We start from the raw sequence: 16,394 nt of genomic DNA, 5'->3' as shown, positions 1-16,394 counted from the left end.
ACCGAATTTCTCAACTTGGAGTTATTCCCTCTCTGTCCACTATTATTCGCTCCAAATCTGCTCTTTATCCCTTGGGATTGTCTTGGCAGCCAGATTAACTGCTACCCCTACTTATTGAGCCGATACTTTTTACCTGCCATGTTGACGCTCGCAGGAAGTCGTATATAATACAAAGCACAGTACATTTACTCATGTCGAGTCAAATGCAGCTAGTAGAAAAACACGTAATTAACAAACAACATAGATTTTGGCAAGAATGCGATTATTTGGCATTACAGTCTAAACATCTATACAACTGTGCTAACTACGTTCAGCGCCAATACTTTTTTGAAACCAATAAGTATTACAACTCCATCAATATTTATCACCAGACTAAGCATTTAGAAGCTTATAGGTATCTACCAACAAAAGTTAGCAAACAAATTGTTCGGAGAGTTGCTGAGACTTGGAAGGGATGGTTAGCTGCACTTAAAGATTGGTCAAAACACCCTGAAAAATATCTGGGAAAACCGAAAATACCAGGATACAAGCACAAAGAGCATGGTAGGAATGTTGTCATTTACCCGATAGATGCAATATCAAAACCTGCTTTGACAATCGGGAATGTTAAACTGTCTCAGACTAATATTGAGTTGGCTACTCAAGCTAAAAATATAGACCAAGTAAGGATTGTCCCAAAGCTTGACCATTATGTTATTGAAGTTGTTTACACAGTTAATGAGATACCCTTATCCCAGGGGAAATATGTAGCTGGTGTAGACCTGGGTTTAAACAATTTGATGGCTATAACATCCAATCATCCCGGCATCAAGCCGCTGTTGATTAATGGTAAACCCTTGAAAAGTATTAATCAATTATTCAATAAACGGGTAGCCGCATCACAATCAATCGCAGCTAGCAGACAGATAAAATCACTGAACAGTAAGCGAAGCAGAAGAATTGACAACTATCTTCACACTGCGAGTCGTCGTGTAATTGATTGGTGTCAGTTGAACGATATTGGTCAGTTAATTATCGGCAAAAACCCAGGATGGAAACAGTCAATCAATATTGGCAAAAAAACAATCAAGCATTTACCAATATTCCCCATGCCAAGCTGATTAGTTTATTGACGTATAAAGCACAATTGGCAGGGATTGCTGTGACATTAACTGAGGAAAGTTACACGTCAAAAGCTAGTGCTTTAGATGGTGATAATTTACCGAATTATCACAAAAAGACAGAAACCAAGCCTGTTTTTAGCGGTAAACGCGTTCAGCGTGGATTGTATAGAACCTCAACTGGCAAAACAATCAATGCTGATATCAATGGAAGTCTGAATATAGCGAGAAAAGTAATTCCCGACTTCATGAAGGGAATAGAGGAATTGCCGTTTATTCCTGTAGTTTTAGGACTGTGGACTAAAATTACTAACGTAGATGTCTAACATTGACTACTTTTGGGTAGTTTTGTCCAGGTTTTTACGAGCGGTTAAACGCCTAACTGCAAAATGCGTTTGACGATCGCACTGGTAGAACTCGGAACTTCTATTTCGATCAAGGAAATCTTGCCACCTCCGGCGATAACTGCCGGTGCTTCCGGCAAAGTTTCAAGTTGATAGTCGCCTCCTTTAACGTATATATCAGGCCTCAGGATACTTATCAGTTTAGTAGCTGTAATTTCGGAAAAAATTACTACGCCGTCTACTGGTTTGAGAGCAGCCAGCACTTCGGCTCGCTGAATTTCCGGTACGATCGGGCGGGGTGGCAATCCCGGCTGCTGCGGTTTGATAGCTTGCACGCTAACATCGCTATTCAAGCCCACCACGAGCGATCGCCCCAAAGCTTTTGCCGCCTGCAAATAGCGGACGTGCCCCGCGTGCAGGATATCGAAGCAGCCGTTAGTAAACACCATCGGACGCCACTTTTGAGGATCGGAGGCGATCGATCTTTCAAGTTCTCCCAACGTGTAAACACCCGAAATCATTACAGTCATAACTAAAAAAATGCACGGCGATGAATCATCCTAGCAAAAAATGTGAGATAAGAGCGCGTTTGCCATTGAACGAGCCAGCGATCGAGCTGCCAATAATTAGTAATTGGTAATTAGTAATTGGTAATTAGTAATTGATCGCTCTTAAGGAGGAAGCAACAAACAAGAATGCCCTTCGGCTGCGCTTTCCGGCAAACAGAAGGAAAAAGCGGAAAATAGCTACTCCTGTATCTCTCCTCCCACCAAAAAAATCGATACTTGCTTTCCCACAGCCGCCAGCAGCCCCAAATTTGAGACTAAGAGTTCAAACTCCCAGATTCATCTATCGAGTAATAAAAATGTCGATTTTCAAGAGCGCGGTAGGCGATGAGGAATGACTTATTCTGTATGGGTTCGAGAACCAGCCGAAAGTTGCATTGTTTTCGTCAATAGGTATAAATCCTACAAGCGAAAACGGAAAATCTCAAATCGATCGAGTGACTGCCGTGTTGTGCAGTTGGTAATTGGAGGTTCAAAAGATTGGGAAACAATTATTTCTTTCAGATCTCTGTGAGATCAATTACTATAAGACAGGGGATGAAAGTGCCACGCCATCTGGCAAGCGAGAAATATAGCGGTGAAACACACCTAAATCTTACCAAAAATTTGGGTCTAAAGCCCCGTCCTTTTAGGACAGCTTTAATTCTGCCAGAACTGTGTTAGAGTTTTTATATCCGGTTCGGTAACGTAAATGTTAGTATTTGAAGCCAAGCTAGAAGGAAAAAGCGAGCAGTACGAACGGCTAGACGAAGCCATTCGTACTGCTCGCTTCATTCGTAATAGCTGCATCAGATACTGGATGGATACGAAAGGGGTGGGTCGCTACGACTTAAGCGCTTATTGCGTAGTTCTTGCCAAGGAATTTCCTTGGGCCACCAAGCTTAATTCAATGGCTAGGCAGGCTTCCGCAGAAAGAGCTTGGTCATCAATTGCGCGGTTCTTCGACAACTGCAAAAAGGCAAAACCAGGAAAGAAAGGTTTTCCGCGCTTCAAAAAGCACTCGTCGCACGGTTCTGTAGAATACAAGACTTGTGGGTGGAAACTTTATGAAGACAGAAGAAGCATCAACTTCAGTGATGGCTTCAAAGCAGGTTCTTTCAAGTTATGGGGAAGTCGCGACTTGCACGAATATCAGCTAAATCAAATTAAACGGGTGCGCGTAGTTCGTCGGGCAGACGGCTACTATGTGCAATTTTGTATTGACGCTGAACGCAACGAAAAGCGTGAACCGACCAGGAAAACTATCGGTTTGGATGTAGGGCTAACTCATTTCTACACGGACTCTGACGGTAATACCGTCGAGAACCCGCGTCATCTAAGAAAATCAGAGAAGTCGCTAAAACGACTTAATCGGAGACTCTCCAGAACCAAAAAGGGTTCCAAAAACAGAGATAAGGCGAGAAATCGCTTGAACAAAAAACACCTTAAGGTAAGTAGGCGACGTAAAGACTTTGCTGTGAAATTGGCAAGGTGCGTAGTCCAGTCTAACGACTTGGTAGCCTATGAAGACTTGCAGGTGAAGAACATGGTCAAAAACAAAAAGCTATCCAAGTCGATATCTGATGCGGCTTGGACAACTTTTAGAAATTGGATTGAATATTTTGGCAAAGTGTTTGGGGTAAGCTGTTCGACATTCAAACTGCACTATTTGTGTGCCAGACCCCATACTGTAAGGGGTTGAGGCAATAAATTTAAATGACTGACAGCTTAGCAACTGGTGGGAGGAAATTTGAGGCGATTACCCGATCGAGCTATTTTGGTGGAAAATAACCTGAAGTACCAACCTGTGCAAGCATCTTGTTGGGACTTCCCAAATCATCAAATGGGGGACGGTTTGATTCGTCTTTCGTGTCCGGAGTTTCCCGTCTCAACAGCCCTTTTCAGATTCAGGACTCCTGTTTGCACAGATTCGGGACTTAACCTCTGCGATGGTGTGGCACCGGCCGCGCGATCTCCCCAAACGAAGCAATCAGTGAGGAAGAGCAATTGAACCCTCTCATCAGTCAACTCATTAAACAAAATTTCGTTTAATCTAACAGTGTAGAATTATCTAACAGCAATTATGAAAGCAACTAACAGCCGTCAATTTTCTTCAGTAGCTGCTCGCACTCTCAAAGTAGTCGGGATTATCTTGATTCTCTCTGCCTTGCTTAACAGCATTGTTCTATCGCTGCCGGGAGAAATCTCGGACATGAGCAATCGAGGCTGGCAGTTGGCCGCAGCAACTCAGATAGTTGACCGGGGCATTATTCCTTTGATGGGGATCGCCCTGCTGATGACGGGCTTTTGGGTGGACAGCAGCAGTGGAGTCTCTATTGACCGGCGCAATGTTTGGGTTGATTTGCGATTTTGGGCACTATTGATTTCCAGCTTGTTAGGGCTAATTTACCTATTGCTGGTTCCCGTTCATCTCAACAATACTCGCCTGGAACTCAAGGATGCTCTGGTTCTACTCGATAAGGAAGCCGGACAAGCAGAAGCTAAACTAGATGCCCAAATTAAAAGCGAGCAGTATAAATCTGAGTTAGAACAGCGTAAAAGCCTTCTCCGGAACCAGATAGGCGCGCTACTGCAAGACGACGGGAAGCTGCAACAAGAACTCAAGAATCCAAATCTTCCCAAGGAATTGAAAGCCGTGCTTCAGGAGTCGAAAAATGACCCGAAAGCCCTCGATAAGTTCTTGGAACAGCAAGCCCAAGAATTGCCAAATCAAGCTCGCAAAGAGATTGGTACCCAGAAGCAACAAAAAGAGAAAGAGTTGAGAACTCGATCGAGAAATTCGAGTTTGCAGACTGGAATCAACAGTTTGCTGTTGGCGATCGGCTACATTACTGTTGGTTGGAGTGGACTCAGAAGTATGGGAATTCTGCGGTTCGGCCACCGCAAAAATTGATCGACCCGACTGCTCGGAACGCGCAAGTCGAGATATCCCTAAGAAATACTTGATCTGCTGAATATAGCAACTGCACCTAGTAGTTAGGACGCTGTTAATTGCTGAAACCATCGTTCTTCTTCCTTCTTCCTTCTTCCTTCTTACTTCTTACTTCTTCCTTCTTCCTTCTTACTTCTTCCTTCTTCCTTATTCCTTCTTCCTTCTTACTTCTTCCTTCTTACTTCTTCCTTCTTACTTCTTCCTTCTTCCTTCTTCCTTCTGCTATAGTTTGCCCTTACTGAAAGCTGGGAATGTTCTCAATTTATATTCTGACTTACAACGAAGAGATTGATATCGCCGCTTGCATTGAATCGGCACTGCTTTGTGACGATATCATTGTAGTTGATTCTTTCAGCAGCGATCGCACCCTTGAGATTGTTCAAAACTATCCCGTGCAAACAGTGCAGCACCGCTTTGAAACTCACGGACGCCAGCGGACTTGGATGCTTCAAGAAGTAGAATGCAAGTACGAATGGGTTTACATCCTGGAAGCTGACGAGCGGATGACGCCTGCACTGTTTGCTGAATGCTTAAAGGCGATCGAAAGTCAAGAATATATCGGTTATTACGTAGCTGAAAAAGTAATATTTATGGAGCGCTGGATTCGTCGCAGCACTCAATATCCGCGCTATCAAATGCGCCTGTTTCGCAAAGACCAAGTATGGTTTACTGACTACGGTCACACTGAACGGGAAGTCTGCAACGGGCCCACTCACTTTTTGAAGGAAACCTACCCTCACTATACTTGCAGCAAAGGTCTTTCTCGCTGGATTGAAAAGCACAACCGCTACTCGACTGACGAGGCGGCTGAAACTCTCCGCCAATTAGCAGCCGGTCAAGTAAATTGGTGGGATTTATTGTTTGGCGCATCGGAGGTTGAAAGGCGCCGCGCTTTGAAAGATTTTTCTTTGCGTTTGCCTTTGCGGCCTGTGGTGCGCTTTTTCTATATGTATATTTTACTCGGCGGATTTCTTGACGGTCAAGCTGGATTGGCTTGGTGCACGCTACAAGCTTTTTATGAATATCTAATTTTGCTCAAAGTTTGGGAAATGAAGCATATGCCACTGCCGAATTTGAAAGCAGAGGAAGAACAGTCTATTTCCGAAGTAGTGAAAGTTGAGCCATCTAAAGTTTCTTATAATCTTGGTGCTTCCGATACTCGTAGTTGAAAATTGAGCCTTGGTATGTTGTTGCGCTTAAGCGCTCTTTGATAGATATAAGAAAGAGCGCTTAAGCGCAACAACGTACCTAATCCAATAGTGAGAAAAAAACCCGGTTTTTGGAGAAACCGGGTTTTTTAATAACCTCAAACTTTGAGGTTTAATCAAGTTTTGATTGTTAACTTAAAACTCTTGAGATTTTGCTGCTGTTTTTTCCCGATCGATCTTTAAGATCAATACACCCAAAGGCGGCAGACACAAGTCGATCGAATAAGCGCTGTTGTGGAACCACCACTCATCAGTCCACTTACCTCCCAAATTCCCCATATTGCTGCCACCGTACTCCCGCGCGTCGCTGTTAAACAACTCCGTATAGAAACCCGGTTCCGGCACTCCGACGCGATAGTGAGAGTGCGGCTGTGGCGTAAAATTGCACACAGTAATCACAAACTGATCGCCATCCTTCTCGCGGCGCACAAAGGCTACCACGCTGTGTCTGTTGTCGCTGCAATCAATCCACTCAAACCCATCCTCAGCAAAATCTTGACTGTAAAGTGCCGTTTCGCTGCGGTACAAATTGTTCAAATCCTTGAAAAATAGCTTCAACTTTTGGTGTGGCTCAAATTGCAGCAACTGCCACTCCAAATCCCCCCAAACGTTCCACTCTTGCCACTGGCCGAACTCCATCCCCATAAACATGGTTTTCTTTCCGGGATGGGCAAACATAAAGGTAAACAAACACCGCACGTTTGCAAACTTTTGCCATTCGTCCCCTGGCATTTTCCCGATGATGTGGGCCTTGCCGTGGACGACTTCATCGTGGGACAAAGCCAACATAAAATTCTCGCTGTGGTTGTACCACATACTGAAAGTTATGTTGTTTTGGTGGAACTGCCGGAACCACGGATCCATGTGGTAGTAGTCGAGCATATCGTGCATCCAACCCATGTTCCACTTGAGGTTGAAGCCCAAACCGCCTACATAGGTTGGCCAAGATACCATCGGCCAAGAGGTAGATTCTTCGGCGATCGACAATGCGCCTGGGAAATAGCTAAAAATGACGTGATTTGTCTGGCGCAGAAAATCTGCCGCCTCGATATTTTCGCGTCCACCGTACTGGTTGGTCAGCCATTCTCCGGGTTCGCGGCAGTAATCTAAGTACAACATCGAGGCTACTGCGTCTACGCGAATGCCGTCGATGTGATACTTATCAAACCAGAACAGAGCATTTGATACTAGGAAATTCCGCACTTCGTTGCGGCCGTAGTTAAATACTAGGGTTCCCCACTCTTTGTGCTCGCCCTTGCGGGGATCGGCGTGTTCGTACAAGTGAGTTCCGTCAAAGAAGGCTAAACCGTGACCGTCTTTGGGGAAATGTCCCGGCACCCAATCTACCAGTACGCCTATCCCTGCGGCGTGGCACTGGTCAACAAAATACATGAAATCTTCTGGTGTGCCGTAGCGGGATGTTGGGGCGAAATAGCCTGTTACTTGATAGCCCCAGGAACCGTCGAAGGGATGTTCGGCAATGGGCAACATTTCGATGTGGGTGAATCCTAAGTCTTTGACGTAGGGAATTAGCCGATCGGCCAATTCGCGGTAAGTCAAAAAGCGCGCGCCCGGATTCAGTTCCGAAACCGACACTGCTGGTTCTATTTCGCCGTTTGGCAGTACGGCAGGTTCGGCTGTACCCGCGTGCAGCCAAGAACCGATGTGGCATTCGTAAACCGAAACCGGCTGCGTCAGTTGGTCTGTGTGCCGCCGCTGTTCGATCCAAGCGCTATCGTGCCAAGTGTAGGTATCTAAGTCGGTGACTATTGAGGCTGTTTTGGGCCGTACCTCTTGCTGGAAACCGTAGGGGTCGGACTTTTCGTAGGGATGTCCGTCTTGGTTTTTCACTTCGTATTTGTAGTGAGTTCCGTAGGATAGTCCCGGAATGAATAATTCCCAGATGCCGTTTTGGGATTTCCGCATTTGATGTTTGCGGCCGTCCCACAGGTTGAAATCGCCTAATACTGATACGTTGCGGGCATTCGGAGCCCAAACTGCAAAATATACTCCTGTAATGCCGTCTACTTCGGTGAAGTGGGCTCCTAGTTTTTCGTAAATCCGGTGGTGGTTGCCTTCTGAGAATAGGTGAAGGTCAAATTCTGTGAGTTTGGGCGATCGAAAGGCGTAGGGATCGTAGATAAAGCGTTCGTGTTCCCCTTCTTTGACTCGCAGTTGATAGTTTGCTAGTTCTGGGGTGTCGATCGTACATTCAAAAAAGTGAGGGTGATGTTCTGATTTCATCGGGTATTCGGCCCTCGCTTCAGGCAAAACTACCGATACTGCTTCGGCATTCGGCAGATAAGCTCGGACGACCCAGACTTTTTTGCCATTTTCTTGCGTAGCGTGGGGGCCTAGCACTTCAAATGGATCGTGGTGCTGATTCCAAACAATCCGGTCAATCTGTTCAAAGGGGACGGTCGCGGGCATAAAACTACTTACCTCAATCTTTTGACTAAATGGCGGCTTTCAAAACCTAGAGCGGAGCTGCACTTTACATTTGGATACATTTTTGATCGCTAATGCTACCACGCTTACTGCAATCCTTGCGCGCGCTCTTGCCTTGCTGGCGACCAAGCTGTGCTTTTACTGCTAAGGGCTAACATCTAAGTATAGAAATATTAAAACAAATTGAAAAATTTATATTTTTTAGATAATATTCTTGACTTTTTTTAACCTGTGTGATATAAGTTTTTTTCAAATTATGGTCAATGTGCCAAACTCAGGTGGGCCAAGGAGGGTGAGTTTGGCCGAGAACTCAATGATGATTAATTAGTGGAATTTTCAGGCTGGGGCGATCGCCCGACAGGTATCTTTTAAAATCCCGGAGGCAGGGTTTCGCCGCAAACTTGGTGAATGTTGGCAATGCGCTCCAACAGCCAAGGATGCTCAATCCGGTATTGAGGAATCAAAGCTAAAGGACTCAGCAGCGCGGCAGCAGCAATATCTGCCACGCTCAAGGACTCGCCTACCAAATAGGAACCATCTTGCCAGCGACGCTGTAACAGGTCTAAAGCAGCGCTCAGGCGCAACTCGGCGAGTTTTGCCGAAGCGTGGTTAATGCCGAACTGGCGGCGCGCTAACTGAATCACTAACTGGCTCAAAACAGAGGGGTCGATTGCCTTGCCCGCACCGGCGCGAAACTCGTAGTAAACAAATCGAGTGGCAATGCCGATGCTTTCATCGAGCCAGTCTTCCAGCATCCAGGCCTCTGCTTGCAAACTCTCGCCTGCAGGCAACAGCGGCGTTGAAGGAAAACTAGACTCGATCCAGTGCAAAATTTGCGTCGAGTCTGCGATCGCCCCTGGTTGACCTTCAATTTGAGGCAGCAGTACCGGGACTGTCCTCAAACCCCCCGTGAGAGGCTTGAGTTTCAAAACGTGCAGGCCCGGAGTCAAATTTTCTACTTGAAAGGGGATTCCCTTGTAACCAAGGGCTAAGCGGACTTTGCGGCAGTAAGGGGAGGTACTGAACTGTAGTAAAAGCATCTGACAAAAAATAACACCCAACTTGAGGCCTAGACTGATGAGATTGAAAAATGCGAAGAGCGAACCATTTTTCACTCGGAGGCTAGGCCCGTTGGGGTTGTACTCCGCGATCGCCTAGTTAGGGCTTTTTAGGAGAGGGAGAAGCACCGCCTGCTGGAGGCTTGTCTGCCCCAGGAGACTTCTCAGCCCCAGGAGACTTCTCAGCCCCAGGAGAAGCCTTTGGAGATTCCTTTGGTGTTGCTGGAGAAGAAACAGGAGGAGGAGTTGTACCGCCACCAGGAGTGGGGCTAGCGCCACCGCCACTGCCACCCTCACCGCCGCAAGCACCCAGGGCTGCTGCAATGCCAATTACCAAAGTCAAACGAATTAATCCCTTGTTCATAAACACTCCTTAACATTCAAAACCCATCGCAAGGAAGGGAATAGTGTACTTGAGAAACAATGCTGGCACGAATAGATCGACGATTCGCTCGTTGATTACAATACTGCATTTATTAATAAATTTCACATTGATTCTGGCGAACCGGCAAAAAATTCATTTTTTTGGCAAATCTACAAGTCAAAGAGACCAGTGGTAGGATGGGTTGGGTGGTTAGCTTTCGGCAGCATTCATCCCCGCGCTAGGAGCGATCGCCTCGCCTCGGGATGAATGCAAGCGAGTTGACGATTCGACTCCCGGGAGTCGAATTTCTGTTCGGAGCGTGGAATAGCGACGGGGTGGATGAGGAAACCAGCAGATTCTCATGATAAAGTTGGTACATCTTGACCACCAATGCCGTAAGCGAAAACCAAGCTAATAGGTATGTGTTGCCAGAAAAAGTATGGGTCTTGGAAGGACTCCTGCCCTTGGAGGCAATGTAAGACCAATAGAATTACAGAGTTCTGGCGGCTGTTGCCATTGAATTGGGAAGCCCGTGCTGTACCTTTATGTCAGCGCCGGGTAGTTCACTGAGGTATCTTTGGTAAGGTTGACATCCTCACCGGGGTAAACCCACGGTGATTCCCAAACATCACTATTTGGGTTTCTGCTTCATAGCACCAGCCTTGCGAGATGCTCTCATGGGGTCTTACGGTCGCTCCACAGACTATTCCCGCTAGTCCAGCGGTTCTGATGTGTCGAAATCTCAAGATTTCTGTTTTGTTTGTGTCACGAGCGGGATGTTTTACCATTGCCCGTCATGCTTTTCCCGGTCTACCGATTTTGCTGCGCCGCCAGTACGTTTGCTGGACTTCGCTCGCCCGAGCTATCTGCTCCATCGTCACGGGTGGGTCATCGACCAATTTAATTGTACCAAAAGCCGTCCTCGAAGGACGGGGTTTTAGACCCATTTTTCTGATAACCGAGATTTCCAGAAATTGGCGATCGGCAACCGCAAAAACTCCTAACCTTACTCAAGCTGAAGCTGCCCTCTATACGTAAATTTGGTGAACTCTATGACCGCTGCTATCAGATCCCCGGATTCTCCTCGCCGCTCCCGATCGACCGGCAAGGCCACCACAGACGCTACCAAAAGCAAAGTTACTTCTATTGCCCGAGCTAGACGGGCAAAAACTGGGCCTGAGTTGCCTAACTACTCCCCAGCCGACGAACAGGCTAAACCTCGCCCGCAAGCATCGGTGCTGAAAGTAATGCCCGATCGCCAGTCGCATCCGATGTGGCTGCAATCGCTCCTGCGGGTGGAGCGCGCCTCCTCAGCCGCATTGGTGCTGCTGTTGGGCGGTGCTCTGACTCTCTACGGTTTGACTGTTTACGGCGAGCAACGCTGGAGTCAAGAGTATCAAAAGCTGGAAACTCTGCGCCGGGGCGAACAGCAGTTGAGTGCTGCTAGCGAAGTCTTGAAACACCAACTTGCTAAGGAAGCTGAAAATCCAGAAACCGGTTTGGCTGTGCAGAAGCCTGGGGACACGATTTTCTTGCGCCCGGCCCCGGAAAACCGATCGCCCGGTGCGGCGGCACCAAATTCCGAAGAACCTGCTCTCCAGAAGCGATCGGGCGGGGAAACGCCGCTGGGCTATTGAGGCTATATCAGTCGATGGATTTTAGATTTTAGATTTTAGATTTGCTCTGAAGATGAATCTGGAGGCTTGAATCTTGAGTCTAAAATTTGGGGATATGCACAAAGATTGTCTGTCTGTCGGGGCTACGGTACCCGTTTTTGGGCAATGTCAACGCGGAGAGGGCCCGAGGGGGAAATGTCCGAGGGCTTGCTTCGGGTTTGATTTTTGTGCAAGTGCCGATCGATTTTGGCCCTACTTACCCTCGGTTAAAATTTTATTTTAAAATAATTAACAAACAGAAGTTCAAAAAAATAATGCTACAGTAAGCAGTTGACAGTTGACAGTTGACAGTTGACAGTTTAAGAGCGACATCTACCTAAAAGTCCGAGAATTGGAGTAATCAATAGTCTGATTTTAATTTCTCCCGATCGGGCTTGGGGCTTTGAACCAATTCTTTCGGGTAAGAATAAATCCAAATCCAATATTTATCAAATATTGCCAATTCTTAAATTATTAAATTATTAAATTATTAAATCTAAAATCTAAAATCTAAAATGGTAGAACTTGTCGGTAAATTTGGAATGCTATGAGCTACGATCCCCGTTTTGACCGCTACAGATCGCCGAATTTTAAACGTCCAAAAGCGTCGAGCGATCGCACTTGGTGGGGCCAAAGGGCCAAACCCAGAGTTGCGGCTACGGCTAGCAGCCCGCCCCGGGCACCCCTGGAGCGTTTAAAACGCAACAAGTTCCGCTTGTGGGTTGTGTGGGTGGTGTTGATGCTGGGGGGGCTGGGGCTGGCTGTAAATTTGTTTTATTTGCAGGTGACGCGAGCTCCGGCGCTACGCAAACAGGCTCTTCAGCAGCAAACTCTCAAAACGAAGCCGTTTGTGCCGAGACGCCCGATCGTCGATCGCACGGGGAATGTGTTGGCGATCGACAGACAGGTGTACACTCTCTACGCTCACCCGAAGTTGTTCAAGCACTCGAAGGCGGATATTGCTGCTAAATTGGCTCCGATGTTGCCGATCGAAGTAGCCCCTGGCAATACGGCGGAAACTGAACTGCTGCGAAGGTTTAATCTGGGAGAAAGCGGTATTACGATCGCTAGTTCTTTGGCTCAAGAAATTGCCGATCGCGTGGGGCAGATGCAAATTAAAGATAGTCCTGTGGATGGGCTGGAGTTGGTGCGGCAGCAGCAGCGTTTTTACCCGCAGCAGGAGCTGGCGGCGGATGTTTTGGGTTATGTGGATGGGGAACGGAAGGGACAGGCGGGGGTGGAATACAGCCAGCAGAATTTGCTGGAACGATCGATGCCGTCGATTCAATTTAGTAAGTCGATCGACGGGCGTTGGCTTCCCGATCGACTGACGGCGGGTTTTGTGCAGCTTGATGACTTGAAATTGCAATTGACGATCGACAGTCGCTTGCAGCGGGCGGCCCGGATTGCTCTGAAGGAGAAAATGCTCAAACATGAGGCGAAGCGGGGTACGGTGATTGTGATGGATGCCCGTAACGGGGAGTTGCTGTCGGTGGTGGCTGAACCTTCTTACGATCCGAATCAATATTTTAATTTCGATTTGTCGCGGTATAAAAATTGGGCTGTAACTGATGTTTATGAGCCTGGTTCGACTTTTAAACCGATTAATGTGGCGATCGCCCTGGAAGCGGGTGCGGTCAAACCTAACACTGTGTTTAACGACGAAGGTCGGATTTATATGGATATCTGGACTATCCAAAATTCCGATTACAAACAAGCAGGCGCCCGCGGCCCTTCGACTGTTACGCAGATTTTGAAACATTCTAGTAATGTGGGGATGGTTCACATAATGAACACGATGAAAGCTTCTCTTTACTATCAAGCTTTAGAAAAATTGGGACTGGGACAAACTGCGGGTACAGATTTGCCTTTTGAAGTAACGAGTCAGCTTAAAAATCGAGACCAATTTATTAATTCTCCGGTGGAAGTTGCTACTACTGCTTTTGGTCAGGGTTTTTCGATTACTCCGATGCAGTTGGTGCAGCTTAATGGGGCTTTGGCTAACGGTGGTAAGTTGGTAACTCCTCATGTTGTGCGCGGACTTTTCGATCGCGAAGGCCAACCTTTTTGGAAGCTGCCGAGGGCTGTTCCGAAGCAGGTTTTTTCGCCACAAACTACCAAGAAGGTTTTGGAAATGATGGAAACTGTGGTGGATGGTGGTACGGGGAAAGCTGCACAAATTCCTGGGTATCGGATTGCTGGGAAAACGGGAACGGCTCAAAAAGCTAGTGCTGGTAGGGGTTATTCTGATAAGGCGATTATTACTAGCTTTGTGGGGATCGTGCCTGTGGAGGCTCCTCGGTATGTGGTGCTGGCGGTGATTGATGAGCCGAAGGGTGGTGGTAGCGGGGGAGTTGTGGCGGCGCCGATTGTGGAGTCGGTGATGGAGGCGCTGATTAATATTGAGAAGATTGCGCCGAGTAAGAAGTAGGAAGCAGAAATTCCGGCGGTTGGAAACCGCGTCTATACAAACGATGTCCGCCTCCGCGGACGAAGAAATATGATGGAATTTGAGAAATCCCGGCGGTTGGAAACCGCGTCTATACAAACGATGTCCGCCTCCGCGGACGAAGAGATATGATGGAATTTGAGAAATCCCGGCGGTTGGAAACCGCGTCTACACAAACCATGTCCGCCGGACGCCGACGAAGAAATATGATGGAATTTGATTTGAAATTCCCGGCGGTTGGAAACCGCGTCTACACAAACCATGTCCGCCGGACGCCGACGAAGAAATATGGAATTTGATTTGAAATTCCCGGCGGTTGGAAACCGCGTCTACACAAACCATGTCCGCCGGACGCCGACTAAGAAATATGATGGAATTTGATTTGAATTTCCCGGCGGTTGGAAACCGCGTCTACACAAACCATGTCCGCCGGACGCCGACGAAGAAATATGGAATTTGATTTGAAATTCCCGGCGGTTGGAAACCGCGTCTACACAAACCATGTCCGCCTCCGCGGACGAAGAAATATGATGGAATTTGATTTGAATTTCCCGGCGGTTGGAAACCGCGTCTACACAAACGATGTCCGCCTCCGCGGACTAAGAAATATGGAATTTGAGAGAAATGTGCGATTGACTCTTCAACCCGCGGAGGCGGGTTTTGTTTGTGTAGACGCGGTTTTCAACCGCCGGAATTTTGGGTTGATCGGTGATATGTCGATCGCCGAATTCGATGTAACTGAATTCAGTAACAGAATCTTCCGTATTGATTGGGTTTGCTTTGTCTTTCGGAGGTGCGTGTATGTCCTAAAAGTGTGGAAATAATGACGCATCGATCGCCTTTTGGAAGATTTGGATGAGATAGTGTTAGGGTTCCTTTTGCTCCAACACTTGTACAGTCATCATTCCTGTCACTGAGGACGGGGCAACCTTTAAAATTGAACAGGGCTCGCCAGACTGTTCCATTTTTTTTTATTTTATTTGTGTTCTCATTGACTTTATCGAAAGTTGTATCATTTTCATTTATCTGAATATTTGGCTCTAAGCTTTTCCATTGACTGGCTGGTACTTTGGCTGGGAAAATTTCGGATTTGTGGATGGCTACTTCGACATTTTCTCCGACTTGTTTGAAGCTGGTTTGCCATGAGGTTTTGTCGCGTTTGGCGTTGCTTTGGGCCAGTTCCATTGCCCAAGAAGCCCGATCGACTGATACCTTCAAACGCTGGTTGTTGATGAACATGAGCCAAGAGGGGCTGGCGATCGCACAAAATATTCCCAGTATTGCGATAATTATCAATGTCTCAAGCATTGTAAAACCGGCGTTAGGTGCTGTGGCTCTGCGTTTGGGGGTTTTATTTATTGACACGTAAGTACACTCAGTGATTTTTTGTTTAAAAAAAATAGCTGGAAGGCTCTATTTTTGTTGGGAGTATTTTAACTTTGAGTGTGGTTACTGTATAGGTCGCTTAAATAAAATTTACATAAAAAATTAGGATCTGGTAGGGGCGGTGTGGAGAGAATCGATCGCCCTTTGGGAGAAATTGCGGGTATTGGTGCGATCGCCCGCTGTGGATAAATCGCTTAAAACCCACATTCCGCACCCCCAACTGGCACATACACTGCTTGAGGGCGTAAAAGTGAATTATCCGAGACCAAGCGTGAGTAAAAACACCCAAAAATCTGTGCAACTATCGCATCACCAGTTAGGCATCCCTAAAAATTGACGTGAGGGCATGAATTAAATCTTCTTAACCCATAAAACTTCAAAAATCAGACCATTAACAACTATTAATTGCCACCAAATATTTTCAGAGATGTAATAATTATACATCTCTGATGAATCAACAATTAATTCAACTGAATTCAGCCTTACTAATCAAGTGATTAACCTCATTTCACAACAAGAAATAATAAGACCGACAGGTGACTGGAAACAAATTTAATATGGCTAACCGTTCGGCTGTCAAATTAGAAACCTGTCGAATTCCTTGAATACAAACGGCATGAATAGATTGAAAACTTTGGAATATCCAGCGCAAAGTAGGTCGATTAGTTCCTTTCCCCAACTGATTTTTTACGGTTTTATTAGTGAGTTGCAAGTTTTGCCGGAGTAACCTTTGACCTAAAGTATAAACCAACAAACACAAACCCATTACCAAAGTTAAAGCCTCGATTCTTTCTGGCGACTTCAGAAACACGCTATCCGTAAAAAATAGTGGGTCTTTCAGGAACCCAAACCCTCTCTCTGCCGACTGCTGTTCCTTATATTTC

At 46.5% G+C, this 16,394-nt stretch carries 14 protein-coding genes and 1 pseudogene; 8 read left to right on the top strand and 7 right to left on the bottom strand.

Going from position 1 to position 16,394, the window contains the following annotated elements; all coding sequences use genetic code 11:
- Positions 1-203: 203 nt before the first annotated feature.
- Entirely contained in the window at positions 204-1,100 is an 897-nt protein-coding gene (locus tag QZ938_RS30915) for a transposase (RefSeq protein ID WP_293355875.1), read from the top strand.
- Positions 1,031-1,426 carry a zinc ribbon domain-containing protein gene (locus QZ938_RS30910; RefSeq protein ID WP_293355872.1) on the top strand — a complete coding sequence of 132 codons (396 nt, stop codon included), beginning with the start codon at positions 1,031-1,033 and terminating at the stop codon, positions 1,424-1,426. Before QZ938_RS30915 ends, QZ938_RS30910 begins: the two co-directional genes overlap by 70 nt.
- A gap of 44 nt (positions 1,427-1,470) precedes the next feature.
- Here the strand turns inward: QZ938_RS30910 and QZ938_RS30905 are convergent, their stop codons facing one another.
- Complete coding sequence (locus tag QZ938_RS30905) at positions 1,471-1,965, bottom strand: adenylyltransferase/cytidyltransferase family protein (protein WP_293146634.1); 495 nt, start codon at positions 1,963-1,965, stop codon at positions 1,471-1,473.
- 736 nt (positions 1,966-2,701) lie between these two features.
- On the opposite strand from QZ938_RS30905, the pseudogene QZ938_RS30900 reads away from it, so the two are divergent.
- The 3 genes and pseudogenes from QZ938_RS30900 to QZ938_RS30890 form a co-directional block, all read left to right on the top strand.
- Positions 2,702-3,628, top strand: a pseudogene (locus tag QZ938_RS30900) (RNA-guided endonuclease InsQ/TnpB family protein); the annotation flags it as partial.
- A gap of 444 nt (positions 3,629-4,072) precedes the next feature.
- Positions 4,073-4,903, top strand: a complete 831-nt coding sequence (locus QZ938_RS30895; protein ID WP_293146585.1) for an HpsJ family protein — start codon at positions 4,073-4,075, stop codon at positions 4,901-4,903.
- 290 nt (positions 4,904-5,193) lie between these two features.
- Positions 5,194-6,111, top strand: a complete 918-nt coding sequence (locus QZ938_RS30890) for a glycosyltransferase family 2 protein (RefSeq protein WP_293146586.1) — start codon at positions 5,194-5,196, stop codon at positions 6,109-6,111.
- Positions 6,112-6,285: 174 nt separating this feature from the next.
- On the opposite strand, the gene glgB is transcribed toward QZ938_RS30890, so the two are convergent.
- From glgB to QZ938_RS30870, 4 genes are all read right to left on the bottom strand, one after another.
- A complete protein-coding gene (gene glgB, locus QZ938_RS30885) occupies positions 6,286-8,580 on the bottom strand; it encodes a 1,4-alpha-glucan branching enzyme (RefSeq protein WP_293146587.1) in 2,295 nt (764 codons plus the stop codon).
- 386 nt (positions 8,581-8,966) lie between these two features.
- Positions 8,967-9,638, bottom strand: coding sequence for a glutathione S-transferase family protein (locus tag QZ938_RS30880; RefSeq protein ID WP_293355869.1), 672 nt, complete (start codon positions 9,636-9,638; stop codon positions 8,967-8,969).
- A gap of 118 nt (positions 9,639-9,756) precedes the next feature.
- On the bottom strand, positions 9,757-10,020 hold the full coding sequence (locus tag QZ938_RS30875) for a serine protease (protein ID WP_293146589.1): 264 nt from the start codon (positions 10,018-10,020) through the stop codon (positions 9,757-9,759).
- Between the two features lie 210 nt (positions 10,021-10,230).
- Positions 10,231-10,383, bottom strand: coding sequence for a hypothetical protein (locus QZ938_RS30870; RefSeq protein WP_293355866.1), 153 nt, complete (start codon positions 10,381-10,383; stop codon positions 10,231-10,233).
- Between the two features lie 393 nt (positions 10,384-10,776).
- Here QZ938_RS30870 and QZ938_RS30865 point away from each other — a divergent pair, with 393 nt between their 5' ends.
- The 3 genes from QZ938_RS30865 (at position 10,777) to QZ938_RS30855 (ending at position 14,106) form a co-directional block, all read left to right on the top strand.
- The gene (locus QZ938_RS30865) at positions 10,777-11,058 is read left to right on the top strand and encodes a hypothetical protein (RefSeq protein WP_293363634.1); all 282 of its coding nucleotides are present in this window, start codon (positions 10,777-10,779) and stop codon (positions 11,056-11,058) included.
- Positions 11,059-11,072: 14 nt separating this feature from the next.
- On the top strand, positions 11,073-11,657 hold the full coding sequence (locus QZ938_RS30860; protein WP_293355860.1) for a hypothetical protein: 585 nt from the start codon (positions 11,073-11,075) through the stop codon (positions 11,655-11,657).
- 565 nt (positions 11,658-12,222) lie between these two features.
- On the top strand, positions 12,223-14,106 hold the full coding sequence (locus QZ938_RS30855) for a penicillin-binding protein 2 (protein WP_293355857.1): 1,884 nt from the start codon (positions 12,223-12,225) through the stop codon (positions 14,104-14,106).
- Positions 14,107-14,868: 762 nt separating this feature from the next.
- Here QZ938_RS30855 and QZ938_RS30850 read toward each other — a convergent pair.
- A complete protein-coding gene (locus QZ938_RS30850) occupies positions 14,869-15,432 on the bottom strand; it encodes a type II secretion system protein (RefSeq protein WP_293355854.1) in 564 nt (187 codons plus the stop codon).
- A 586-nt stretch (positions 15,433-16,018) separates the two neighbouring features.
- On the bottom strand, positions 16,019-16,394 hold a 376-nt coding region (locus QZ938_RS30845), incomplete at its 5' end, for an IS1634 family transposase (protein ID WP_293355851.1).

The sequence above is a fragment of the Microcoleus sp. CAWBG27 genome (assembly GCF_020883145.1).
Lineage (GTDB): Bacteria > Cyanobacteriota > Cyanobacteriia > Cyanobacteriales > Microcoleaceae > Microcoleus.
This window is presented reverse-complemented; position numbering and strand designations above follow the sequence as displayed.

What these genes read in the sequence shown, in the direction of transcription:
- QZ938_RS30875 (WP_293146589.1), bottom strand. Translation starts at nt 10,020, where the DNA reads ATGAACAAGGGATTAATTCGTTTGACTTTGGTAATTGGCATTGCAGCA.
- QZ938_RS30860 (WP_293355860.1), top strand. Translation starts at nt 11,073, where the DNA reads ATGACCGCTGCTATCAGATCCCCGGATTCTCCTCGCCGCTCCCGATCG.
- QZ938_RS30870 (WP_293355866.1), bottom strand. Translation starts at nt 10,383, where the DNA reads ATGAGAATCTGCTGGTTTCCTCATCCACCCCGTCGCTATTCCACGCTC.
- QZ938_RS30915 (WP_293355875.1), top strand. Translation starts at nt 204, where the DNA reads ATGCAGCTAGTAGAAAAACACGTAATTAACAAACAACATAGATTTTGG.
- QZ938_RS30910 (WP_293355872.1), top strand. Translation starts at nt 1,031, where the DNA reads ATGGAAACAGTCAATCAATATTGGCAAAAAAACAATCAAGCATTTACC.
- QZ938_RS30850 (WP_293355854.1), bottom strand. Translation starts at nt 15,432, where the DNA reads ATGCTTGAGACATTGATAATTATCGCAATACTGGGAATATTTTGTGCG.
- glgB (WP_293146587.1), bottom strand. Translation starts at nt 8,580, where the DNA reads ATGCCCGCGACCGTCCCCTTTGAACAGATTGACCGGATTGTTTGGAAT.
- QZ938_RS30905 (WP_293146634.1), bottom strand. Translation starts at nt 1,965, where the DNA reads ATGATTTCGGGTGTTTACACGTTGGGAGAACTTGAAAGATCGATCGCC.
- QZ938_RS30890 (WP_293146586.1), top strand. Translation starts at nt 5,194, where the DNA reads ATGTTCTCAATTTATATTCTGACTTACAACGAAGAGATTGATATCGCC.
- QZ938_RS30895 (WP_293146585.1), top strand. Translation starts at nt 4,073, where the DNA reads ATGAAAGCAACTAACAGCCGTCAATTTTCTTCAGTAGCTGCTCGCACT.
- QZ938_RS30855 (WP_293355857.1), top strand. Translation starts at nt 12,223, where the DNA reads ATGAGCTACGATCCCCGTTTTGACCGCTACAGATCGCCGAATTTTAAA.
- QZ938_RS30880 (WP_293355869.1), bottom strand. Translation starts at nt 9,638, where the DNA reads ATGCTTTTACTACAGTTCAGTACCTCCCCTTACTGCCGCAAAGTCCGC.